Below are 19368 nucleotides of genomic sequence, written 5' to 3'. Positions count from 1 at the left end.
CAACACCACCGCCCCCGGCGGGTCAATCCTGCAGCGCGCCGATCGTCGCCGCGTCGTCAGCCGGGCGGCCGGTGGCAAAGCGATCGAGCACCCAGGCGAGGGCTTCGGGCCATTGATCGATCCGCGCGTGGGCGGCGGGAGCGGGGGGCACGCCCGGTGCCAACGCCGGTTCGGACACCATGTGCAGGCGATGCACCTGCGGCGCGTGCTCGGCGACCGATTGGTGGTGCATCGGCAGATCGTCGATGAACACGGTGACGGGGTTGCCGTGCTCGGCCACCAAGCTGGCGACCGGTCCGCCCTTCGGCCCCTGATTGCACTCGACGCGATGCGCGATGCCGAAGGCGGCGAGCTGGTCGACGCGGTGGCTGCGGCACTGGTCCTGCAAATTGGTGAGGATGACGATGTCCGCCACCTCGGCGATGCGGGCGAGCGCGTCGCGGGCGTGCGGCACCAGCGTCTGGCGATGCATCTCGTGCGGGAAGAAACCGTCGAGGAAGCTCATCATCTCCTCGCGCGAGGGCACGCCGCCGTCGTTGCGCCGCCGCATGTTCTTGCCCAGTTCCCAGCTCGACGGCGTGAAGTCGATGTCGTGCGCCTCGCCCAGCCAGTCGCCAAAGTGGCGCACCATGTGTACGAGCACTTCGTCGCAGTCGGAGATCAGCAGCGGTCTGGTCATCGGGCTTCCAGTTCGTGGCGGGCGCGGACGAGCGCCTCAGGCTTGACGGCGAGATCGCCCGCGCAGGCGATCAGATCGGGCTCATATTGTTCGAGGAACATCAGTGAGGCGGCAAGAACACCCGGTTCGGTAATGCGGGCGCGCAGATCGTCGGGATCGAGCCCGGTGAGCGAGACGAGGCGCGATGCACGGTCAGGCTCCGACAATGTCCAGACCAGCGCACGCAGCGCGAGCGCATCGGCAGGTTCTGCGTTTGAATCGGTCCGCTTCATTGCCTATCTCTTGCCCGGAACGGGGGATCAACGCGCGTGGCAAAGAAGGTGCTCGTTGTCGAGGACAACGAACTGAACCTGAAGCTGTTCTGCGACCTGCTGCGCGCGCACGAATTCGCGGTGGAGCCGGTACGCGACGGGCGTGAGGCGGTGGCGCGCGCGCGCGATTTCGTGCCCGACCTGATCATCATGGACATCCAGATGCCGCACGTGACGGGATACGAGCTGATCCTCGAGCTGAAAGCCGATGAGGAGCTGCGCGGCATCCCGGTAATGGCGGTGACCGCCTATGCCGGGCGCGAGGACGAGGAGCGGATCCGCGCCGCTGGGGCCGAAGCCTATGTGTCGAAGCCGATCAGCCTGATGCGCTTCATGGATGCGGTGGGCGCGCTGCTTTAGCGCGAAGCGCTAGCCACGACCCTGCGCGAAGTGCTGGACATGATCGGGCAGCGTTACCCGGTGATACCTCGTCTGCGCCCACGTCGAGCGAACAGGCGGAGTCACACCAGGCCGAGTTCGGCGAGCTTGCCGATCAGCGCCGGGGGCAGTTCCGCCATGCCGGTGCCGTCGCCGCCAAGATCGGCGGGGGCGTCCGCCGCCTCGAGGTAGCGCCAGCCTTGGTGCGCGCGCTTCGGACGCGCGGCGACGAGGCGCAGTTCGGGATCGATGTGGATCGCGACGCGACCGCCGTCGGCCTCGCCGAACGACAGGATCGACGAGCGCGCGACGAGCTGGTGCTTGATGATCCAGAACAGCGAGCCGACGCCGGCGATCTCTTCGTGCCGTTTGGGCAGGAAGCGCGTCGTCAGGAACAGTGGGCCTTCCGCGGCGCGTTGCTTCAGCCGCTCGGCGAGGTGATCGACGCTCGGATTGCCGAACGCGACTTTCGTAATGTGGAGCGGCGGCAGGGACGACGGCATGGCCGCGCGATGTGGGTCAGGCGGAAAGCGCCCACAAGGAGGCGAGGCCGAGAAACGAATAGAAGCCCATCACGTCGGTGGCGGTGGTGACGAACACCGCCGAGGAGATCGCGGGATCGATATTGGCGCGATCGAGCGCGACGGGCACGACCACGCCGACGAGACCCGCGACGAGCGAGTTGATCATCATCGCCAGCGCGAACACCAGGGACAGCTGCGCGTTGCCAAGCACCAGAAAGCTGCCGAGCGCGCCGACGCAGCCGAGGATCGCACCGTTGCAGATCGCGATGCGGAATTCGCGCATCAGCATGCGCAGCGTGTTCGAGCTGGTGAGCTGATTGGTGGCGAGTGCGCGCACGACAACCGCGAGCGTCTGCGTGCCGGCATTGCCGCCGAGCGCGGAGACCATCGGCATCAGCGCGGCGAGCAGCGCGAAGCGGGCGATTTCCTCACTAAATACGCCGACCACCGAGGCGGAGATCATCGTCGCGCCGAGATTGATAATCAGCCAGATCGCGCGGGTGCGCACGGTGAAGCGGATCGGCTCGTTGATGTCGCCTTCGCCGGCGCCCGACAGCAGCAGCGCGTCCTCGCCCGCCTCTTCCTGAATGATGTGGACGATATCGTCGACGGTGATCATGCCGACGAGGCGCCCCGATCCGTCGGTGACGGCGGCAGAGATCAGCGCGTATTTCTGGAAGCGGAGCGCGACTTCCTCTTGGTCCATGTCGACCGGTATCAGCGTTTGCTCGCGCTTCATCACGTCCGCCATCGAGACGCCGCGCGGCGTGCGCAGGATCCACGACAAGGCGCAGGTGCCGACCGGGCGGTGGCCGGGATCGACGACGAACACCTCCCAGAAGTCGGTCGTCAGTTCCTCGTGGCCACGCAGATAATCTATCGTGTCGCCGACGGTCCAATGTTCGGGCACCGCGATCAGCTCGCGCTGCATCAGGCGGCCGGCAGATTCCTCCGGATAGGACAGCGCCTCCTCGATCGCGGCGCGATCGTCGGGCTCCATCGCGCGCAACACCTCGCGCTGCTCGTCGGCATCGAGATCCTCGATGATCGCGACGGCATCGTCGGTGTCGAGTTCGGAGGCGAGGTCCGCGACCTGCCGCGCGTCGAGCGCGTCGATCAGGCGTTCGCGAACGTAATCGTTCATCTCCGCGAACACGTCGCCGTCGAGCAGGTCGGCGACGGCGGAGGCGAGCCCCGCGCGGCGGTCGTCCGGCGTCAGCTCGAACAGGTCGGCGATGTCCGCCGGGTGAAGCGGCTCGACCAGCCGGTGCGCCTCTTCGGTGTCGCCAACCTCTACGGCGGCGAGCACGGCGTCGACGAATTCGGGGCGCAGCCGGTCGTCGGCGTCGAGCTGATCGTCGTCGACCCCCGTGGTACGCTCGTCGAAGGGGCGCTCGTCGTAGGCGCGATCTTCGAGCGGGCGGCGCTCGGGCTCTCGAAGTTCGGTCTCGCTCATCGCATGCCCTCCCTTCGGCTGATCGGCGGACCGGCTCCTAGCGGCGTCGTGGGCGCAAGCCAACTGCGGCCATTTGCCTTCGCGCACCCGCAGCGGTAGGGCGCCGCCTTCCCGACCTTACCGCAAGGAGCCACCTTATGGCCGACACCTTCAACACGCTTGTCATGACGCTGGACGGCGGCGACGTGACGATCAAGCTGCGCCCCGATCTGGCGCCGGCGCATGTCGAGCGCATCGCCGAGCTCGCCAACGAGGGCTTCTACGACGGCGTCGTCTTCCACCGCGTCATCCCCGGCTTCATGGCGCAGGGTGGTGATCCGACCGGCACCGGCATGCGCGGATCGGACAAGCCGAACCTGAAGCAGGAGTTCTCCAAGGAGCCGCACGTGCGCGGTGTCTGCTCGATGGCGCGCACCAACGATCCGAACAGCGCCAATTCGCAGTTCTTCATCTGCTTCGACGACGCACGCTTCCTCGATGGCCAATACACCGTGTGGGGTGAGGTGACCGACGGAATGGACCTGATCGACGCGCTGCCCAAGGGCGAGCCGCCGCGCGAGCCGGGCAAGATCAGCAAGATGCGCGCTTCGTAAGCACGCGCTGAGCACGTGCAATTGTCGGGGCGGCGCTCGGCGTCCGTCCCGGCAGCGGCGCGATCAGACCGCGTTCGAGCCGAGCGTGTCGATCAGCCAATCGCGGAAGATGCGCACCGGCTTCAGCTGCAGTGCGCGCGGGCGGCAGACGAACCAGTAGCTGTACGGGCTCACCACCTCGATATCGAACAGCTTCACCAGCCGCGGATCGGCCGCGTCCTGGAAATGGCTCTCGTGCATGAAGGCGATGCCGAGACCCTGCGCCGCCGCCTCGAGCATCAGCGCACCCGAATCGAAGTGATCGACCGCCATCGGCTCGATATCGGCGAGCCCGGCTGCCTCGCGCCACGCGGCGAACGTGTCGGGCATGTCGCGGTGAACGAGTGCGGTCAGCGTGGCGAGCTGTTCTGGGCGGGTGATCGGATCGGGCCGCTCGACCAGCGTACGGCTGCCGATCACATAGACCATGTTGCGATCGAGCCGTTGGGCATACAGCGCGGGATCGATGTCGCGCGCCAAGGCGATCACCGCATCCAGCCCCTCGCCTAACCGCGCGACGCCGTGCCCGGCGGTATCGATGTCGAGGTGAAGCTCGGGATGCGTCGCGCGCAGCTCGGCGAGGCGCGGGAAGAGCCGCTGCGACGCGAACAGCGGCAGCACACCGAGCCGCAGCCGCACGACGTCCACCGCGCTGGTCATCGATTCCACCGCATCCGACAGCTGATCGAGCACCGGCGCAATCTGAGCCAGGAGCCGATCGCCGTCGCTGTTGGGCACCATCGCCTGATGCCGTCGATCGAACAGCGGGCGGCCGAGGAACCGCTCGAGCGTCTGTACCCGACGGCTTAGCGCAGGCGCCGACAGCGCCAGTTCCTGCGCCGCCAGCTTCACCGAGCCGAGCCGCGCCACGGCGACAAAGGCTTCGATCGCGGTGAGAGGCGGAAGGCGGCGCATTACAAATCCGACGGGTCGATGGTGCGGTGCATCATGCGGTCACGTCACAGGCTGCGCAACCCTGCCTCGCAGACCGTTGCATAAAATGCACGTGGCAGCGATCCTTTCGCACTTGCACAATCGAGCGTCCGGGCACATTTGAGGCGTGCCTTTCAGGCATCCTCTCCTAAAAACTTTCATGGGCCGGCGTTCGCGTCGGCCCTTTTTTTGTTTGGTACGCCCGTTAGAGCGCGGCGAGGTCCTCGCACCACGCGGCGAGCAGACCTTCCTCTTCGGATCCGATAACCCCGAGGGCGATGAGCGCACGATAACAGCGCATCAAGTCATCGGGCATCGCGGCCGCGCCGCCGGCAATTTCCAGATCTTCGAGCGTCGCGCGAATGCGATCATTGTTGAGGTAACCCGGCACCTCATCGGCGAAGTCGCGCATGAGATCGTGCTCGTTACGCTCCTGCCAGACCGTCGATCCGTGGAACAGCAGCCGCCAGTCGTTCGCCCAAGCGATACGCTGCGCGACAAAGCTGCGCCAGATATCCGTCATTCGGAACGAGCAGTGATACGGCAGGTAAAGGAGCGGAAAGGCGGGTCGGAAGGTGGTCGTATTCTGGCTGTTGAAGGGACACCATAGACCGCGATCGAGGATAACGGAGCCATCGCGGAAGGTTTGCGGCAGGGGAAGCAGAAGCCGGTAAACGGCATCGACGTCGGGATTGTCGTCCGCCAGCCCCTGCTGGATCGGGCAGTCGATCGTCGCTTGTGCCGGGATCGCTGACCCTAGCGGATCGTGCACGCGATCCAACGGAAGGCCGCGCGGCCAGATGACGGCGTCCGTGAAGTGGCGATAGACGTTGCACCAGCCGCTACCTGTCAGCATCGGAGCCGTAACGAGCCGGTCGCGCGGCTGCCAGAAACCATCCCTCGGAAAATTGTCGTCGTCGGTCTCGATGATCACGTTGGAGCCGTCGCGCATGGCAAGGAGGTAGCCGATGTTCTTTCGCGCGTAATGACACGTCGGACAGGCTTTCGCGTACGAAAACCCGTATCTTGTTGCGCCGCAACGTCGAGGAAGTCGGCATTTGGCAGGGAGAAATCGGCCGGGCTCTTCGTGTCGCCGATGATCCAGAACCGGGCATCGAGGCTGGCGGCACCGGTTGCGAGCATCGTCAGCGCCTTGTTGGGAGGATTGATCGTGGTGACCACGAGAGCGTAACGGTGATCGGACACGAAATGGTCTCCCGGACGGACGAGCGCGCTGGCGCGGAACAGGCAGGTTGATGCGCGAAGCGGTTGAAGCGGACAAGCGCCGGGCAAGCGACGCCACGCCGCGCATATGCGCGTGCGTGCTGATGAACCATCCATATCCTGGCAATCTGCCGTTGCTGCGCCAGGTTTACGCTGGGCGCTTCTCCGAACTGCTGTTCCTCATCCCGTTCGAGCGCAGCGACGATCCGGACGTGATCACTACTTATCGTGGATCATATGTTCACGCGGGCTATGTGACGGACGCGTTGCCGCGACTGCGCACCATTGATTGCGACTACTTTCTCTTCGTCCACGACGATGTGTTGCTGAACCCTCAGTTCGACGAAAGTAGTTTCGCAAATCTGTTTCCGTTGGGCGCCGACGACGGCTTCATTCCATTCGCCGAGCGCACCCCGACGAAGCTGGGCGACTGGGAATGGTATTACAGTTTCCTGCCAAAGCTGCTCTACCCGAAGTCGCTCATGTTCGGCACCGGGATCGAACCCGGCAATCTACTGCGATACCTGCCATCGCGTGACGAGATTCGCGCCGGTTTCGAACGATCGGGCGCGCCGTTCACGGAGCGCGTCGAGGTCGATATTCGACAGGCCGATGACCCTACGTCCCGGGCGGGGAGCGCCGAGCGCAAGCCCTCCGCCGTGATGCTCGATGGTCTTGCCGCGCAAATCGATCATAGCAGTCCGACGCAGCGCACGGTGACGCGGGCGGCGGGCGAGGCCTTGCGTTCGGTGACCGCGATGCTCGCCGCGGCCAACGATCGTGACAATGGTGGCGGTGACGTGATCGACCTGCCGATCCCCCTGGCCGTGTCCGGCTTTTTCACCGATTGCTTCGTCTTGCCGCGATCAAAGCTCGAGCCGTTCGCGCATCATATGGGCTTTGCAGGCGCGGCGGGGCTGTTCGTCGAGATTATCGTACCGGTGCTGCTGCACGCGCTGTGCGAGCGGGTACACACTGCGGAGTCGCTCGTGCTAGACTTCCGCGGTTTTCAAAAGCGCTATCCGCTCAACGACTTCCTTGATCGCCGCAAGATGGCGATCCACCCGTTCAAATTTTCGACGATCAGATCGCAGACGCAGCAGGCGGCGTTCATCGAGGCGATCCTTTCGCTGCGCAACGGGCAGCCGATCGATCCCCAGCGTGCGGCGGCCATTGGCCTGCCGCCCGGATTTGTCGATGATGCAACGTATGTTGGCTGGCACCCGATCGAACCTTGGGGCCGCTGGACGGCAGGCCATCATGCGACGATCACGCTAAGGCCGCCGCAATCGGGGGGGAGCCGGCGGTTGAAAGTGTCGGTCGTGGCCCCGGTCAACGCGGCTTTTCCCCGGTTCACCGGTACAATCTCGATCGGTTCCGGCCCTGCGCAGCCTTATTCGATCGCGCATCCCAAATCACAGGCGGTGTTGATCGTCGATGTCGATCCCGCCGAAGGGCCGATATTGCTGAAGCTGATGTCGACGCACCTGTTTCGACCACGTGACGTCGATCCGCAATCGCTTGACAACAGGCAACTTGGGATAGGGCTTCGCGCTGTCGAATGGATATGACCGTAACCCGACCACGGCCATAGCAACGAGGAACAACGCCCCTATCTGAGGCGCTTCACATTCGTTGATGCGAGGGGAATGTTTATGGCCGATGCCGACACCACCACCCATAAGCTCCAAGTCGCCAATGCGCGGCCGGAGGATAGCGGGCGGGGGATTGCGCATCTGCCGCGGGCGTTCATGGCGTCGATGGGGCTGAGCGATGGCGACGTGATCGAGATCGTCGGCAAGAAGGCGACGCCGGCGCGCGCGGTCGGCCCGTACCAGGAGGACGAGGGGCTGGCGCTCGTCCGTATCGATGGCTTGCAGCGCGCCAATGCTGGCGTCGGTTCGGGCGACTTCGTCGAGGTCCGGCGTGCCGAATCGAAGCCGGCGACGCGCGTCGTATTCGCTCCCGCGGCGCAGAACCTGCGGCTGCAGGGATCGACCGTGGCGCTGAAGCGGACGTTCATCGGGCGGCCGCTGTGCCAGGGCGACGTGATCGCGACGGCGGGGCACCAGCGCGTCGCGAACATGCCGCCGGGGATGGCGCAATATGTCAACGCGCCGGCCTATGCGTTGCAGGAGATCCGCCTCGTCGTGGTGTCCGCGGCGCCCAAGGGCATCGTCCATATCGACGAGAATACCGAGATCGAGCTGCGGCCTGAATATGAGGAGCCGAACGACGCGCGGCGTGCCGACGTTACCTACGACGATATCGGCGGGATGGCGGGCACGATCGACCAGCTGCGCGAGATGGTCGAGCTGCCGTTGCGCTATCCCGAGCTGTTCCAGCGGTTGGGCGTCGATCCGCCCAAGGGCGTGCTGCTCCATGGCCCGCCCGGCACCGGCAAGACGCGACTGGCGCGCGCCGTCGCCAACGAGAGCGATGCGCAGTTCTTCCTGATCAACGGCCCCGAGATCATGGGCTCCGCCTATGGCGAGAGCGAGGGGCGGCTGCGGCAGGTGTTCGAGGAAGCGGCGAAGAACGCGCCGTCGATCGTGTTCATCGACGAGATCGATTCGATCGCGCCGAAGCGGGGCCAGGTATCGGGCGAAGCTGAGAAGCGCCTCGTCGCGCAGCTGCTCACGCTGATGGACGGGCTGGAAGCGCGCGCCAATCTGGTTGTCATTGCGGCGACCAACCGGCCCGAAGCGATCGACGAGGCGCTGCGTCGGCCGGGACGCTTCGACCGCGAGATCGTGGTCGGCGTGCCCGACGAGCGCGGGCGCCGCGAGATCATGGGCATCCACACGCGCGGCATGCCGCTGGGCGACCGCGTCGACCTCGACGAGCTGGCGCGGACCACCTTCGGCTTCGTGGGTGCCGATCTCGCCGCGCTGACGCGTGAGGCGGCGATCGAGGCGGTGCGGCGGATCATGCCGCGGCTCAACCTGGAGGAACGCACCATTCCGCCCGAGGTGCTCGATACGCTGGCGGTGACGCGCGAGGACTTCATGGAGGCGCTGAAGCGCGTGCAGCCGAGCGCGATGCGCGAGGTGATGGTGCAGGCGCCGACGGTTCGCTGGGACGATGTCGGGGGGCTCGACGACGCGCAGATGCGGTTGAAGGAAGGCGTCGAGCTGCCGCTGAAGGATCCGGACGCGTTCCGGCGGCTGGGCATCCGCCCGGCGAAGGGGTTCCTGCTCTACGGGCCGCCGGGAACGGGCAAGACGTTGCTCGCCAAGGCGGTGGCGCGCGAGGCGGAGGCGAATTTCATCGCCACCAAGTCGAGCGACCTCTTGAGCAAGTGGTATGGCGAGAGCGAGCAGCAGATCGCCAAGCTTTTCGCCCGCGCACGGCAGGTGGCGCCGACGGTGATCTTCATCGACGAACTCGACAGCCTAGTGCCGGCGCGCGGCGGCGGAATGGGCGAGCCGCAGGTGACAGAGCGGATCGTCAACACGATCCTCGCCGAGATGGACGGACTGGAGGAATTGCAGTCGGTGGTGGTGATCGGCGCGACCAATCGCCCCAACCTGATCGATCCGGCGCTGCTGCGCCCGGGGCGGTTCGACGAGCTGATCTACGTATCGGTGCCGACGGCACAGGGGCGGCGACGAATATTGGCGATCCAGACGCAGAAGATGCCACTTGCCGACGACGTCGATCTCGACGCGATTGCTGAGCGTACCGACCGCTTCACCGGTGCCGATCTGGAGGACGTGGTGCGACGCGCGGGTCTGATCGCGCTGCGCGAATCACTCGACACGCGCGAGGTGCGCCAGTCGCATTTCCTGGCGGCGCTGAACGAGTCTCGCGCGAGCGTGACGCCGGAGATGGAGCGCGACTATCAACAGATCGCGGCGAAGCTCAAACAGGATGCCGCGGCGATCCAGCCGATCGGCTTTATCTCGCCGGGGCAACTGACTCCGCGGGGAAGCAAGGGCGTCGACTGATGGAGGTGGCGCCGATCGACCGGCAGGCTCGGTCGATCGGCGCTGCTGCCATTTCACGTTGATGGCTAAGCGCCGGGAGGTGCGTCGCCGCACGGCGTTCAGAGCTTCACGTTGCAGTATCACTTCGGAAACTAATACCGGCGCGTGACCGAGCGGCAGCTGCACGCGCCTCCGGGGCCACGGATCAGACGCGCATCGGCATCAGGACGTATAGCGCAGGCGCCTTGTCGTTCTCGCGGATAAGCGTCGGTGCGGCGGCATCGGCGAGGTGAACTTCGACGACGTCGCCGTCGATCTGGCCGAGGATGTCCATCAGGTAGCGGCTGTTAAAGCCGATCTCGAACGGCGCGGCGACATATTCGCCGGGGACTTCCTCTGCCGCGGTGCCGTTCTCGGGGCTCGTCACCGACAGCGTGATCTTGTCGCGATCGAGCGCCATCTTGACCGCGCGCGTCTTCTCGGTCGCGATTGTCGAGACGCGGTCGACGCCCTCCATGAAGGCGGACGGGTCGAGCTTCAGGATCTTGTCGTTGCCGGTCGGGATGACGCGGCTGTAATCGGGGAAGGTGCCGTCGATCAGCTTCGACGTGAGGATCGCCTTGCCGAGATCGAAGCGGATCTTGGTGCCGCTGAGCGATACGCCGACCGAGCCGTCGACCTCGTCGAGAAGCTTGCGCAGTTCGGCGACGCATTTGCGCGGCACGATGACGTCGGGCATGTTTTCCGCACCCTCGGGGCGGGGCAGCGTGACGCGCGCGAGGCGGTGGCCATCGGTCGCCGCGGCCTTCAGTACGGGCTGCGATCCGTCGGCATCGGCGACGTGGAAGAAGATGCCGTTGAGATAGTAGCGCGTTTCTTCGGTCGAGATCGCAAAGCGCGTCTTGTCGATGATCTGCTTCAGCGCCTCGGCGGGCATCTCGAACTGCGTCGGCAGCTCGCCCTCGGCGATCACCGGGAAGTCGTCGCGCGGCAGCGTGCCGAGCGAGAAGCGCGCGCGGCCCGCGACGATCGCCATGCGGCCGTCGGCGGCGGTGAGCGAGACCTGCGCGCCCTCGGGGAGCTTGCGCGCGATGTCGAACAGCGTGTGCGCCGAAACGGTCGTCGCGCCGGGCTGATCGACCGCGGCGGCGACGTTCTCGTTGATTTGAAGATCGAGATCGGTCGCCATTAGCCGCAGCGTGCCCTCCGCCGTCGCCTCGAGCAGGACGTTCGACAGGATCGGAATGGTGTTGCGACGCTCCACCACCGATTGCACATGGCTCAGCCCCTTCAGGAGCGTCGCGCGTTCGATCGTCGCCTTCATTCTCACGTCCCCCGGCCCGCCGGATTCGACCAGGGGCAACTCCCCGGTTTCCTAGCCAAACGCGAAGGGCCGGAGCAAGCGCCCCGACCCCTCTTTTTCGGTGGATAGTTCGGTTTCGTTAACGATCAGAAACGGAAGCCGACACCCGCGGCGACCTGGTGACGATCGGTATCGACGCCGAAGGTGCCGGTGCTGGCGCCGTTCGGATAGTTGAGCCGCGCATCGCCATAGTTTGAGTAGCGATATTCGAGCTTCGCGTAGGTGCGCGGCGTCAGCGACTGTTCGACACCCGCGCCGACGCGGAAGCCGTCGAGGTTGAAGTTGCGGCCCGTCTCGGTGCGCGTGTCGTCGCGCGTCAGGTCGAGTCGCGCGTTGGTGTAGCCCACCTTGCCGTAAATCAGCGTCGTCGGCGTGGCGATGAAGCCGATGCGGCCGCCGATGTAGAGATCGCGCCCGGCCTTGACGCGGCCGAAGCCGAAGTCGTTGGGATCGCGCGGATCGTTGGTCACGCGCCCGGTCGAGCCGGTGATCTCGCCCTCGACACCGACAACGAGGCCGTTGAACGCGACATCGTAGCCGAGATCGCCGCCGTAGAGGAAACCGTCGCTGCCCTGATCGCCGCGGATCAGCGAATCCTGCGTGTCGCCCGGGCGCAGCGCGTCATAGCCGAAGATCACGCCGGCGCGCGGGCCGGTGAACGGTCCGGCATCCTGCGCGGCGGCGGGGACGGCGAGAATGGTGGTGGCGGCGAGCGTCGCCAGGATGAGGTTACGCATGAATGACTCCATCTACATGCTCCGCCGAAACGCGGCGGGGAAAGCGCCAATGGTCGAAGCGCGGCCACGTTGCATGAACCCCAGATAAACAGGGATTTCCGTGGTTTCTGCGCCACAGGGGGTTGAAGCGGCGGCGGTGGATGCCCAGCCGATGCGGGCGGGAAGATGGCCGGGGTGACGATCGAAAGCCGTTGCTTTCGCTGCCGCCGCACTCGACAACGCGTGCATGACGATCGATCATCAAGCGCGGCGTGGCCGTGATTTCATCGCGCGCCACGGCGAGACGGTGTTCAACGCGGCGCGGCGGTTGCAGGGCGACGCGCCACATACCCCGCTTACCCGCGCTGGGTTCGCACAAGCGGAGGAGATGGGGCGGGCGCTGCGGCAGACGTTGGGCGCGAAGCCGGCGCTGACGATGTGGGCGTCGTCGACCGGGCGCGCGCTGCAGACGCTGGCGATCGTGGCCGAGCATCTTGAGCTCGACTGGCACGATGCGCGGCACGACGACCGGCTGATCGAGATCGGCATGGGCAGCTGGGGCGGGCGCTATTACGCCAACGTGATCGGCGAAGTGGGGCCGGTGGTGGACGAACGGGGCCTGCTGCGACCCGCGCCCGACGGCGAGCGGTATGAGGCGATCGCGGATCGCGTGTCGGGCTGGCTCGCCGATACCGCGGACGATCCGGGCGACCGGCTGGTGATCATGCACGGCATCTCGAGCCGCGTGCTGCGCGGGGTGATGACGGGGGCGCCGCTCGACGCATGCGGGGCGCCGGTGCTGCCGGGGCATCCGCAGGGCACGGTGACGATGATCGAGCGCGGCGTGGAGCAGGTGGTGCATCTCGGCACCGGCTACGCCCCGGCCTGATCGCGGCGGGAACGACGATGATCCTGGCGGTGGCGCTGCTGCTGGCTGGCGAGCGGACGGCGATCGGCGTGTACGACGCGTGGGGCGCGTTTCGTGATGGCGATCCGGCGCGCTGCTACGCGATCAGCAAACCGCTGCGTGCCGGTGGCAGCGCGCGCTTGCGGCCGTTCGCCAGCGTCGCCGCACACTTCGGCCGCGACGGGCGACCAGCGATCTACATCCGCCTGTCGAGCGCGCGCAGCGCGGGGGCGCCGGCGACTTTAGCGATCGGCGAGCGGCGCTTCACGCTGCCGGGCAACGCGCGCGCCGCCTGGGCGCCCGATGCCGCGACCGATCGCGCGATCGTCGCCGCAATGCGCGGGGGGCGCAGCATGAGCGTGTCGGCGGTGAGCGCGTCAGGGCGCGCCTTCGCCGACAGCTACGCGCTGGGCGGCGCGGCGACCGCGATCGATGCGGCGACGCTCGGGTGTCTCGGCTGACCGCCGCCAGGCCGTGACGCTGGAAGTTCGCCGCGTTTCGCGCTATATGCGCGCGATGCAAACACCGTCGGCTGCGCCCATGCCCATCCCCGGGCACATCGATCCCGTGCCCGTCGCGCGTGCCGTGACGCCGCGGGCGGATGGCCGCGTCGATCTGGTCGGCCTTTCCAAGGCCGAGCTGCGCGAGGCGCTGGCCGCCGGTGGGCTCGACCCCAAGCAGGCGAAGCTGCGCGCCAAGCAGATCTGGCATTGGATCTACAATCGCGGCGCGACCGATTTTTCGGTGATGACCGACATCGCCAAGGCGCAGCACCCGTGGCTTGCCGAGCGGTTCGTGATCGGGCGACCGCAGGTGGTCGAGGCGCAGGTCTCCGTCGACGGGACGCGCAAGTGGCTGCTCCGGTCGGACGACGGGCAGGACTATGAGATGGTGTTCATCCCCGACGCGGATCGCGGCACCTTGTGCGTGTCGAGCCAGGTCGGCTGCACGCTCAACTGCCGCTTCTGCCACACGGGCACGATGCGGCTGGTGCGCAACCTGACCGCGGGCGAGATCGTCGGGCAGGTGATGCTGGCGCGCGACGGGCTGGGCGAATGGCCGAGCCAGCCCGAAGGCCGCATGCTGACCAACATCGTGATGATGGGCATGGGCGAGCCGCTGTACAATTTCGACAACGTGCGCGACGCGCTCTCGGTGGTGATGGACGGCGACGGGCTCGCGCTGTCGAAGCGGCGGATCACGCTGTCGACGTCGGGCGTGGTGCCGATGATGGCACGCGCGGGGCAGGAAATCGGCGTCAATCTCGCCGTCTCGCTCCACGCGGTGACGAAGGACGTGCGCGACGAGATCGTGCCGCTCAACCGCAAGTACGGGATCGAGGAGCTGCTGCAGGCGTGCGCGGATTATCCCGGCGCAAACAATGCCCGGCGCATCACGTTCGAGTACGTGATGCTCAAGGACAAGAACGATTCGGATGACGACGCGCGCGAGCTGGTGCGGCTGCTGCGGCATTACCGGCTGCCGGCGAAGGTGAACCTGATCCCGTTCAATCCGTGGCCGGGCGCGCCGTATGAGTGCTCGACGCCCGAGCGGATCCGCGCTTTCTCGAACATCATCTTCGAAGGCGGCTTCTCCGCGCCGACGCGTACGCCGCGCGGGCGCGACATCGATGCCGCGTGCGGCCAGCTCAAGACCGCGGCGGAGAAGAAGAGCCGCGCCGAGCTCGATCGGCAGGCCGAGGAGAAGCTCGCGGCACTCGGGTGAGCGGGCAGCGCATCGCGACCCGCTGACTCTGGGGATCAGGCCGTCTCGATCAGGCGGTCGGCCTGCGCGCGGGCTTCGTCAGTGATCGTCGCGCCCGAGAGCATGCGCGCGATCTCCTCGCGCCGTTCCGCATCGTCGAGCTGGCGCACGCCGGTGCGCGTCACCACGCCGTCGTTGCGCTTGGCGATCAGCAGATGCGCCGCGCCACGCGCCGCGACCTGCGGGGAGTGCGTGACTACGAGTAGCTGCGTGGCGGTCGCGAGACGCGCGAGGCGCTCGCCGATCGCGGAGGCGACTGCGCCGCCGACGCCGCGATCGATTTCGTCGAAGATCATCGTCGCCGCGCCGCCTTCCTCCGCCAGCGCGACCTTGAGCGCGAGAATGAAGCGCGACAGTTCGCCGCCCGAGGCGATCTTGATCAGCGCCGCGAAGGGCGCGCCGGGATTGGTCGCGATCTCGAACTCGACGCGATCCTGGCCGAAGGGGCTCCACTGATCCTCCGGCAACGGCGCGACGCCGGTACGGAAGCGCGCCGCGTCGAGCTTGAGCGGGGGCAGTTCGCCCGCAACCGCGGCGTCGAGCCTGGCGGCGGCGGCGCGGCGCGCGTCACTCAGGCGCTTGGCGGCGGCGACGTACGCCTCGCGTGCCTTGGCCGCGCGCTGCTCGAGCGCGGCGATGCCTTCCTCGCCCGCCTCGAGCCGGTCGCGGCGGCCGCGCAGCTCGTCGGCGAGCGCGGCAAGATCGTCGGGCTGGAGGCGGTGCTTGCGCGCGGCGGCGCGTAGCTCGAACAGCCGCGCCTCGTCGTCCTCCAGCGCGCGCGGATCATAGGCGAGCGCGCGGCTCGCCTCGGTGACCTGCTCGCCGGCATTGCTCGTCTCGATCACCGCGCGGTCGAGCGCCGCCAAGGCTTCGGCCAGCGCCGGGTGATCGGGTGCGATGCGATCGAGGATGCGCGCGGCCTGACGCATGCTGGCGAGCGCACCGTCCGATCCTTCTAGCGCATCGACTAGCGCGTTCAAATCCTCGGTGATCTTCTCCGAGCGCTGCATGATGCGCCGGCGCTCGGCGAGAACCTCTTCCTCGCCGGCCTCGGGGGCGAGCGCGTCGAGCTCGGCGACGGCATGGTCGAGCCACTCGCGATCGCGCGCCGCGGTCTCGATCTCGGCGCGCGCGGCGAGGAGCGCGTCGTCGGCGGTGCGCCATGCGCGCCAGGCGTCGGATACCCCGGCGGTGTCGAGCCGCCCGAACGTGTCGAGCAGCGCGCGGTGGCCGCGCGGGTTGAGCAGGCCGCGATCGTGATGCTGGCCATGGATCTCGACCAGGCGCGTGCCGAGCTCGCGCAGCAGCGCAGCGGACGCCGGCTGGTTGTTGAGGAACCCGCGGCTGCCGCCGTCCGCCTTGACGACGCGGCGCACGATCAGCGGCTCGCCCGGCTCCGCCTCGATCCCGTTGTCGTCGAGCAGACCGGCGATATCGGCGGGGGGATCGAAGGTGGCGGTGACGCTCGCCTGCGCGGCGCCGTGGCGCACCAGCCCACTGTCGCCGCGCGCGCCGAGCGCGAGCCCCAACGCGTCGAGGAGGATCGACTTGCCCGCGCCCGTCTCACCGGTGAGCACGCCGAGCCCGGGACCGAAATCGAGGTCGAGCGCCTCGATCAGCACGACGTCCCGGATCGAAAGCGCGGTCAGCATGCGCGGTTCAACGCCCGGCGCCGCGGGCGGTGCCTCACTGATCCTGCGGCGGTGCCGGGGGCGTGCCGGGCTGGACGCCGGTCGGCGTTGCGTTGCTCGGCGCATTGCCGCCGGGCGTCGCGCCGGCGCCGCCGGCGGTGGTCGCCGGGGTCGGCGCGCCCGGGGCCTCGGCGCGCGGCGTCGGCGCGTCTTCGATCGGCAACACTTCCACCTCGGTCCGCGGCGGCGCGGCGGGAGCGGGGACGGTGAGCTGCGGGACGACCTGCTCGCCCGGTGCGAGCGGCTTGACCGGCATGACGGGGTTCTCGCCGAGCAGATCGAAGGCGCGCTTGTACCAGTCGGTCTCGGGATAGTTGGCGCCAAGCACCGCTGCGCTGCGCCGCGCCTCCTCGCGCACGCCGAGCGCCAGATACGTCTCGGTCAGCCGCATCAGCGCCTCGGGGGTGTGCGTGGTCGTCTGATAATCGTCGACGACCTTGCGGAAGCGCATCGTCGCGGCGAGCCACTGGCCGCGGCGCTCGTAGAAACGGCCGACCTCCATCTCCTTGCCCGCGAGGTGATCGCGCACGAGATCGATCTTAAGCCGCGCGTCGGCGGCGTAGCGCGTGTTGGGATAACGGCGGGTGAGTTCGCCCAGCGCGTCCTGCGCCTGGACCGAGATCTTCTGATCGCGCGTCACGTCGCTGATCTGCTCGTAATAGCTCATCGCGATGAGATAATAGGCATAGGGCGCATCGCGGTTGCCGGGGTGGACCGAGAGAAAACGCTGCGCGCCCTGGATCGCCTCGGTGTAGCTTTTCGCGAGATAGTTGCTGAACGCGCCCATCAACTGCGCGCGGCGCGCCCACACCGAATAGGGATGCTGGCGCTCGACCTCATCGAACAGCGCCGCGGCGACCTTGTACTGGCGCTGGTCGAGCTTCTCGCGCGCGGCGCTGTACAGCGTGCCGACGTCACGCGCGACATAGGGCAGATCGCCCTTGCCGGCGCGATTGCGCGCGCATCCCGCCATCGGCAGCGCGACCGCGGCGATCAGCAGGGCGACGAGCGGGCGGGCCGCCTTGGAACGGGACGGCCGAACGCCACGGGGCCGGGACAGGGACGGGGAGATACGCATCGGAATGAGCCTTTAGCGCAGGGCCGCGCGTGCGAACAATGGCGAAACGAGCGGGGCTGGAACGGGCGGAACGATATGCAGGCGGAATGAAACGGCTTGGTCGCGGCGGCGTTGAGCGGGTAGCACAGCCATTCATCATCGGGGTACCAACATGACTGCAACCTTGCTGGCGACCAAGCGCGTCGAGAAGCCGTGGGGCCGCCACAAATTATACCCTGGTTTTCCCGATCCCGCGTCCGGCGGCGAGCCGATCGGCGAGGTGTGGTTCCAGTCGCCGCATCCCGACGAGCCCGAGATGCTGATCAAGTATCTGTTCACCAGCGAGAAGCTGTCGGTGCAGGACCATCCGTCGGACGAGGAGGCGCAGAAGCGCGGGCTGCCGCGTGGCAAGGACGAATGCTGGCTGATCCTAGATGCGCAGCCCGATTCGACGATCGCGATCGGGCCGAAGCAGCCGATGACGGCGGAGGAGCTGCGCGCGAGTGCGCTCGACGGATCGATCGAGGACAAGCTCGACTGGAAGAAGGTGAAGGCGGGCGACTTCTATTACTCGCATTCCGGCGTGATCCACGCGATCGGCGCGGGGCTGACGCTGATCGAAGTGCAGCAGAATTCGGACACCACCTATCGCCTGTACGACTACGGGCGCCCGCGCGAGCTTCACCTCGACGACGGCGTCGCCGTGGCGGAGCTTACCCCCTATGTCGCGCCGCCGCGGCCGGGCGAGGTGGCGCCGGGGCGTACGATCCTGGTCGAAGGGCCCAAGTTCGTGCTCGAGCGGTGGACCGGTGGCGAGCGAACGGTGCACCTGCCGGAGGGCAAGCCCGGCTGGCTGGTGCCGGTGCGTGGCCACGGCGTGGTCGGCGGCGTCGCGTGGAAGGCGGGCGAGTGCGTGATGCTGACGGGCGAGGAGATCGTGCACGCCTCGAACGATGCCGACCTGCTGTTCGCCTATACCGGAACCGAGCGGATCGACGCTTGACTCGCGACGCGTCCGCAGCGCGGCGCTCGCGATGATCGATGCCGCTGGAGCGGCGCTGGCGGCGGGGGCGGGGTTCGTCGGCGGGGCGATGAACGCGCTCGCCGGCGGCGGCACCTTCGCGACGCTGCCCGCGCTGCTGGCCGCGGGACTGCCCGCGAACGTTGCCAATGCGACGTCCAACGTCGCGCTGCTGCCGGGTGCCGCAACGAGCGCGTGGAGCTTCCGCGACGAACTCGCCCCGGTCGGCGGCGTCGGCGTACGGACGCTGTCCGGCGTGACCTTCGTCGCGGGGCTCGCGGGCAGCGCGCTGCTGGTCGTGACGCCGACGCGCACGTTCGATCTCATCGTTCCGTGGCTGGTGCTCTACGCCTTCGTCGTGCTCGCCTTCGGCAGGCGCGCGTCGGCGTGGCTCGCGCGGCGCGTTACGATCGGGCCGCGCTCACTGGTGGCGGCGCAGGCGCTGCTCGGCATCTATGGCGGTTATTTCGGCGGCGGCGTGGGGCTGATGATGACGGCGACCTACGGGCTGCTCGCCGGGCTCGACCCACGCAAGCTGTTCGCGCCGCGCACGCTGATGCTCGCGGTCGCCAATGCCGCCGCCGCGATCGTCTTCGTCGCGGCCGGGATGGTGGCGTGGCAACTCGGCATCCCGATGCTGATCGGGGCGATCGCGGGCGGCTGGGCAGGCGCGCTAATTGGCAAGCGCCTGCCGCCGGGCGCGGTGCGCGTCTGGACGCTGCTGGTTACCGGCGCGACGACGGCGGTATTCTTCTGGCGGGCGTACGGCGGATGAATGCTGTC

General features: G+C 67.5%; 20 protein-coding genes. 9 read left to right on the top strand and 11 right to left on the bottom strand.

From position 1 onward, the window contains the following. Window positions 1–22 precede the first annotated feature (22 nt). Window positions 23–679, bottom strand: a complete 657-nt coding sequence (locus F1C10_RS08610; RefSeq protein ID WP_185205441.1) for an HAD family hydrolase — start codon at window positions 677–679, stop codon at window positions 23–25. Continuing rightward, window positions 676–951, bottom strand: a complete 276-nt coding sequence (locus tag F1C10_RS08605) for a DUF3572 domain-containing protein (RefSeq protein WP_185205439.1) — start codon at window positions 949–951, stop codon at window positions 676–678. Before F1C10_RS08605 ends, F1C10_RS08610 begins: the two co-directional genes overlap by 4 nt. A 36-nt stretch (window positions 952–987) precedes the next feature. Between F1C10_RS08605 and F1C10_RS08600 the strand changes: the two genes are divergently transcribed. Continuing rightward, window positions 988–1350 (top strand): response regulator, encoded by a 363-nt coding sequence (locus F1C10_RS08600; RefSeq protein WP_185205437.1) that lies wholly within the window; start codon window positions 988–990, stop codon window positions 1348–1350. Window positions 1351–1451: 101 nt separating this feature from the next. On the opposite strand, the gene F1C10_RS08595 is transcribed toward F1C10_RS08600, so the two are convergent. Continuing rightward, on the bottom strand, window positions 1452–1871 hold the full coding sequence (locus F1C10_RS08595) for a DUF1489 family protein (protein WP_185205435.1): 420 nt from the start codon (window positions 1869–1871) through the stop codon (window positions 1452–1454). 16 nt (window positions 1872–1887) lie between these two features. Then, window positions 1888–3348, bottom strand: coding sequence for a magnesium transporter (gene mgtE / locus F1C10_RS08590; RefSeq protein ID WP_185205433.1), 1461 nt, complete (start codon window positions 3346–3348; stop codon window positions 1888–1890). 137 nt (window positions 3349–3485) lie between these two features. Here mgtE and F1C10_RS08585 point away from each other — a divergent pair, with 137 nt between their 5' ends. Next, entirely contained in the window at window positions 3486–3941 is a 456-nt protein-coding gene (locus F1C10_RS08585) for a peptidylprolyl isomerase (RefSeq protein WP_185205431.1), read from the top strand. Between the two features lie 63 nt (window positions 3942–4004). On the opposite strand, the gene F1C10_RS08580 is transcribed toward F1C10_RS08585, so the two are convergent. The 3 genes from F1C10_RS08580 to F1C10_RS16560 all read right to left on the bottom strand — a co-directional run bounded on the left by F1C10_RS08580 (window position 4005) and on the right by F1C10_RS16560 (window position 6119). After that, window positions 4005–4895, bottom strand: a complete 891-nt coding sequence (locus tag F1C10_RS08580) for a LysR substrate-binding domain-containing protein (protein ID WP_185205429.1) — start codon at window positions 4893–4895, stop codon at window positions 4005–4007. Window positions 4896–5118: 223 nt separating this feature from the next. Continuing rightward, window positions 5119–5865 (bottom strand): STELLO glycosyltransferase family protein, encoded by a 747-nt coding sequence (locus F1C10_RS08575; RefSeq protein WP_219729728.1) that lies wholly within the window; start codon window positions 5863–5865, stop codon window positions 5119–5121. Then, window positions 5844–6119: a hypothetical protein gene (locus F1C10_RS16560; RefSeq protein ID WP_219729727.1), complete on the bottom strand. Its 276-nt coding sequence runs from the start codon at window positions 6117–6119 to the stop codon at window positions 5844–5846. Before F1C10_RS16560 ends, F1C10_RS08575 begins: the two co-directional genes overlap by 22 nt. 50 nt (window positions 6120–6169) lie before the next feature. On the opposite strand from F1C10_RS16560, the gene F1C10_RS08570 reads away from it, so the two are divergent. Beyond that, a complete protein-coding gene (locus F1C10_RS08570; RefSeq protein ID WP_185210301.1) occupies window positions 6170–7708 on the top strand; it encodes a hypothetical protein in 1539 nt (512 codons plus the stop codon). An 84-nt stretch (window positions 7709–7792) separates the two neighbouring features. Next, window positions 7793–10087, top strand: a complete 2295-nt coding sequence (locus tag F1C10_RS08565; RefSeq protein ID WP_185205427.1) for a CDC48 family AAA ATPase — start codon at window positions 7793–7795, stop codon at window positions 10085–10087. Window positions 10088–10271: 184 nt separating this feature from the next. On the opposite strand, the gene dnaN is transcribed toward F1C10_RS08565, so the two are convergent. Together dnaN and F1C10_RS08555 are read right to left on the bottom strand one after the other, a co-directional pair. After that, window positions 10272–11390 (bottom strand): DNA polymerase III subunit beta, encoded by a 1119-nt coding sequence (dnaN, locus tag F1C10_RS08560; RefSeq protein WP_085808687.1) that lies wholly within the window; start codon window positions 11388–11390, stop codon window positions 10272–10274. Between the two features lie 125 nt (window positions 11391–11515). After that, the gene (locus F1C10_RS08555; RefSeq protein ID WP_185205426.1) at window positions 11516–12166 is read right to left on the bottom strand and encodes an outer membrane protein; all 651 of its coding nucleotides are present in this window, start codon (window positions 12164–12166) and stop codon (window positions 11516–11518) included. A gap of 226 nt (window positions 12167–12392) precedes the next feature. Between F1C10_RS08555 and F1C10_RS08550 the strand changes: the two genes are divergently transcribed. The 3 genes from F1C10_RS08550 (at window position 12393) to rlmN (ending at window position 14777) form a co-directional block, all read left to right on the top strand. Then, window positions 12393–13034 (top strand): histidine phosphatase family protein, encoded by a 642-nt coding sequence (locus F1C10_RS08550; protein WP_185205424.1) that lies wholly within the window; start codon window positions 12393–12395, stop codon window positions 13032–13034. A gap of 17 nt (window positions 13035–13051) precedes the next feature. Next, window positions 13052–13513 (top strand): hypothetical protein, encoded by a 462-nt coding sequence (locus F1C10_RS08545; protein ID WP_185205422.1) that lies wholly within the window; start codon window positions 13052–13054, stop codon window positions 13511–13513. A 79-nt stretch (window positions 13514–13592) separates the two neighbouring features. Next, complete coding sequence (gene rlmN, locus F1C10_RS08540; protein ID WP_185205420.1) at window positions 13593–14777, top strand: 23S rRNA (adenine(2503)-C(2))-methyltransferase RlmN; 1185 nt, start codon at window positions 13593–13595, stop codon at window positions 14775–14777. Window positions 14778–14812: 35 nt separating this feature from the next. Here the strand turns inward: rlmN and recN are convergent, their stop codons facing one another. Both recN and F1C10_RS08530 read right to left on the bottom strand, forming a co-directional pair. Next, window positions 14813–16468, bottom strand: a complete 1656-nt coding sequence (gene recN / locus F1C10_RS08535) for a DNA repair protein RecN (RefSeq protein WP_185205418.1) — start codon at window positions 16466–16468, stop codon at window positions 14813–14815. A gap of 34 nt (window positions 16469–16502) precedes the next feature. Then, on the bottom strand, window positions 16503–17585 hold the full coding sequence (locus F1C10_RS08530; RefSeq protein ID WP_185205416.1) for an outer membrane protein assembly factor BamD: 1083 nt from the start codon (window positions 17583–17585) through the stop codon (window positions 16503–16505). Between the two features lie 151 nt (window positions 17586–17736). Between F1C10_RS08530 and F1C10_RS08525 the strand changes: the two genes are divergently transcribed. Together F1C10_RS08525 and F1C10_RS08520 are read left to right on the top strand one after the other, a co-directional pair. Next, a complete protein-coding gene (locus F1C10_RS08525) occupies window positions 17737–18567 on the top strand; it encodes a class I mannose-6-phosphate isomerase (protein ID WP_185205414.1) in 831 nt (276 codons plus the stop codon). A 31-nt stretch (window positions 18568–18598) separates the two neighbouring features. After that, a complete protein-coding gene (locus F1C10_RS08520; RefSeq protein WP_185205412.1) occupies window positions 18599–19360 on the top strand; it encodes a sulfite exporter TauE/SafE family protein in 762 nt (253 codons plus the stop codon). Window positions 19361–19368: the final 8 nt, after the last annotated feature.

Source organism: Sphingomonas sp. NBWT7 (assembly GCF_014217605.1).
GTDB lineage: Bacteria > Pseudomonadota > Alphaproteobacteria > Sphingomonadales > Sphingomonadaceae > Sphingomonas.
This window is presented reverse-complemented; position numbering and strand designations above follow the sequence as displayed.